A 3,621-nucleotide genomic window follows, 5' to 3' on the forward strand; every position below is an offset into this window, starting at 1 on the left:
GGCCCGAAGCCTGTCGGTGCCGCGTTCTACCCTGTTAACCATGGCGTTCGCTACCGAACATCCCGCTGACCATGCCCCGGCCGCGCACTCCGAATACCGCGCGGTCGAGGAGGCCGTGCGCGTCGGTGGCCGCTTCGAGGTGGTCAGCCCGCACACCCCGGCCGGTGACCAGCCGGCCGCCATCGACGAGCTGGAGCGCCGCATCAGGGCGGGGGAGCGCGACGTGGTGCTGCTCGGCGCCACCGGCACCGGGAAGTCGGCGACCACCGCGTGGCTGATCGAACGCCTGCAGCGGCCCACCCTGGTGATGGCGCCGAACAAGACGCTGGCCGCCCAGCTGGCGAACGAGCTGCGAGAGATGTTGCCGCACAACGCCGTCGAGTATTTCGTCTCCTACTACGACTACTACCAGCCGGAGGCCTACATCGCGCAGACCGACACCTACATCGAGAAGGACAGTTCCATCAACGACGACGTGGAGCGGCTGCGGCACTCGGCGACGTCGGCGCTGCTGTCGCGGCGCGACGTGGTGGTGGTGGCGTCCGTGTCGTGCATCTACGGACTGGGCACGCCGCAGTCCTACCTGGACCGGTCCGTGGAGCTGCAGGTGGGCTCCGAGGTCCCGCGTGACGGGCTGCTGCGGCTGCTGGTCGACGTCCAGTACACCCGCAACGACCTCTCGTTCACTCGCGGCTCCTTCCGGGTGCGCGGCGACACCGTCGAGATCATCCCGTCGTACGAGGAGCTGGCGGTCCGTATCGAGTTCTTCGGCGACGAGGTCGAGGCGCTGTACTACCTGCACCCGCTGACCGGCGACGTGATCCGCGAGGTCGACTCGCTGCGGATCTTCCCGGCCACCCACTACGTGGCCGGTCCGGAGCGGATGGCACACGCCATCTCGACGATCGAGGAGGAGCTGGCGCAGCGCCTGGCCGACCTGGAACGCCACGGCAAGCTGCTGGAGGCGCAGCGGCTACGGATGCGCACCAGCTACGACATCGAGATGATGCGGCAGGTCGGGTTCTGCTCGGGCATCGAGAACTACTCGCGGCACATCGACGGTCGCGGGCCGGGCACCCCGCCGGCCACCCTGCTGGACTACTTTCCGGAGGACTTCCTGCTCGTCATCGACGAGTCGCACGTCACCGTGCCGCAGATCGGCGGCATGTACGAAGGCGACATGTCGCGCAAACGCAACCTCGTCGAATACGGCTTCCGGCTGCCGTCGGCGTGCGACAACCGCCCGTTGACCTGGGAGGAGTTCGCCGACCGGATCGGGCAGACGGTGTATCTGTCGGCGACGCCGGGTCCCTACGAGCTCAGCCAAACCGGCGGCGAGTTCGTCGAGCAGGTGATCCGGCCCACCGGCCTGGTGGACCCGAAGGTGGTGGTCAAACCGACCAAAGGCCAGATCGACGACCTGATCGGGGAGATCCGCACCCGCGCCGCGGCCGACCAGCGGGTGCTGGTGACGACGCTGACCAAGAAGATGGCCGAGGACCTCACCGACTACCTGCTGGAAATGGGCATCCGGGTGCGTTATCTGCATTCCGAGGTCGACACGCTGCGCCGGGTCGAGTTGCTGCGCCAGCTGCGGCTCGGCGACTACGACGTGCTGGTCGGGATCAACCTGCTCCGCGAGGGCCTCGACCTGCCGGAGGTGTCGCTGGTGTCGATCCTCGACGCCGACAAGGAGGGCTTTCTGCGGTCGTCGCGCAGCCTGATCCAGACCATCGGCCGCGCCGCCCGCAACGTCTCCGGTGAGGTGCACATGTACGCCGACACCATCACCGACTCGATGAAAGAGGCCATCGACGAGACCGAACGCCGCCGGGCCAAGCAGATCGCCTACAACCAGGCGAACGGAATCGACCCGCAGCCGCTGCGCAAGAAGATCGGCGACATCCTCGACCAGGTCTACCGCGAGGCCGCCGACACGGAGGCGGTTGAGATCGGCGGCTCCGGACGCAACGCATCGCGTGGCCGTCGCGCGCAGGGCGCGCCGGGCCGGCCGGCCGGTGCCGGCGTCGTCGAGGGCCGCGACACCGCCGGCATGCCGCGCGCCGAGCTGGCCGGCCTGATCACCGACCTCACCGAACAGATGATGGCCGCGGCCCGGGACTTGCAGTTCGAGCTGGCCGCACGCATCCGCGACGAGATCGCCGACCTGAAAAAGGAACTGCGCGGCATGGACGCCGCCGGCCTGAAGTGACCGACGTCGCGAGCACCACCGGCGGTTGGCGTGCGCTGCTGGGCCGCGCGCATCTGGGAACCGCGACGCTGCTCGCCGGCGGTGTCGCGCTCTACGCCACCACCGAGTTCCTGACCATCAGCCTGCTGCCCAGCGCGGTCGCCGACATCGGCGGCGAGCAGCTGTACGCCTGGGTGACCACCCTCTACCTGGTCGGCTCGGTGATGGCGGCCGCCGCGGTCTACCCGGCATTGCAGCGGTTCGGTGCCCGCGCGTCGTATCTGCTGGGCCTGGTGGTGTTCGCGGTCGGCAGCCTGGTCTGCGCGGCCGCTCCCGGCATGGCCGTGCTGCTGGCGGGCCGCACGCTGCAGGGCGCGGCCGGCGGCCTGCTGGCCGGGCTGGGGTACGCGGTCATCAGCGCCGCGTTGCCGCGGGTGTTGTGGACCCGCGCTTCGGCGCTGGTGTCGGCGATGTGGGGGGTGGCGACGGTGGCCGGCCCGGCGGCGGGTGGGTTGTTCGCCCAGTTCGGGCTGTGGCGCTGGGCGTTCGGCGCGGTGGCGGTGCTGGCCGCCGGGATGGTCGCGCTCGTTCCCGCCGTGCTGGCCGCGGGCCGTGTCGACCCGGGCGACGCGACACCGGCGCCGCGGGTCCCGGCGTGGTCGCTGCTGCTGCTGGGCGCCGCCGCGCTGGCGGTCAGCGCCGCGGCCCTCCCGCGCGACGGCACCGCGACCGCCGGGTTGCTCGCGCTCGGCGCGTTGCTGGTCGCGGCGTTCGTGGCGGTGGACCGGCGGTTGCCGGCGGCGGTGTTACCGCGCAGCGCCTACAGCGCGGGTCCGCTGACCTGGATCTACCTGAGCATGGCGTTGCTGATGGCCGCCGCGATGGCCGACATGTACGTGCCGCTGTTCGGGCAGCGACTGGCGCACCTGACGCCGGTCGCGGCCGGCTTTCTGGGTGCGGCGCTGGCGGTCGGCTGGACGGTCAGCGAAATCGTCAGCGCGTCGCTGACCAACGCCCGGCACATCGCCCGCCTGGTCGCCGCCGCGCCCGTGATCGTGGCTGTGGGCCTGACGCTGGGTGCGGTAGCCCAGGTCGACAACGCGCCGGCCGGCGTCGTCGCGCTGTGGACGTGTGCGCTGCTGATCACCGGGACCGGGATCGGCGCGGCGTGGCCGCACCTGTCGGCGTGGGCGATGGCCTGCGTCGACACCGACGGCCGTGCGGCCGCGGCCGGCATCAACACGGTGCAGCTGATCTCCGGGTCGTTCGGCGCCGGCCTGGCCGGTGTCGTCGTCAACAGCGCGGGCGGCGGCACGGCGCAGGCGGCCCGCTGGCTGTTCGCGGTCTTCGCCGCGGCGGCGGTGCCGGGCGTCCTCGCGTCCTACCGGTCCACCCGCGGGCAGGACCGCGCGCTAGTGTCGGCTGCATGG

2 protein-coding genes are annotated in these 3,621 nt (G+C 71.3%); both read left to right on the plus strand.

The genetic code is table 11. From position 1 onward, the window contains the following. The first annotated feature begins 40 nt into the window (after positions 1 to 40). A complete protein-coding gene (gene uvrB / locus ABDW21_RS16595) occupies positions 41 to 2,212 on the plus strand; it encodes an excinuclease ABC subunit UvrB (RefSeq protein WP_343710764.1) in 2,172 nt (723 codons plus the stop codon). Beyond that, positions 2,209 to 3,621 (plus strand): MFS transporter (locus ABDW21_RS16600; protein WP_343710765.1); only part of this gene is annotated, 1,413 nt, incomplete at its 3' end. The genes uvrB and ABDW21_RS16600, both read left to right, overlap by 4 nt.

It is taken from the genome of Mycobacterium sp. (genome assembly GCF_039583805.1).
Taxonomy (GTDB): Bacteria; Actinomycetota; Actinomycetes; order Mycobacteriales; family Mycobacteriaceae; genus Mycobacterium.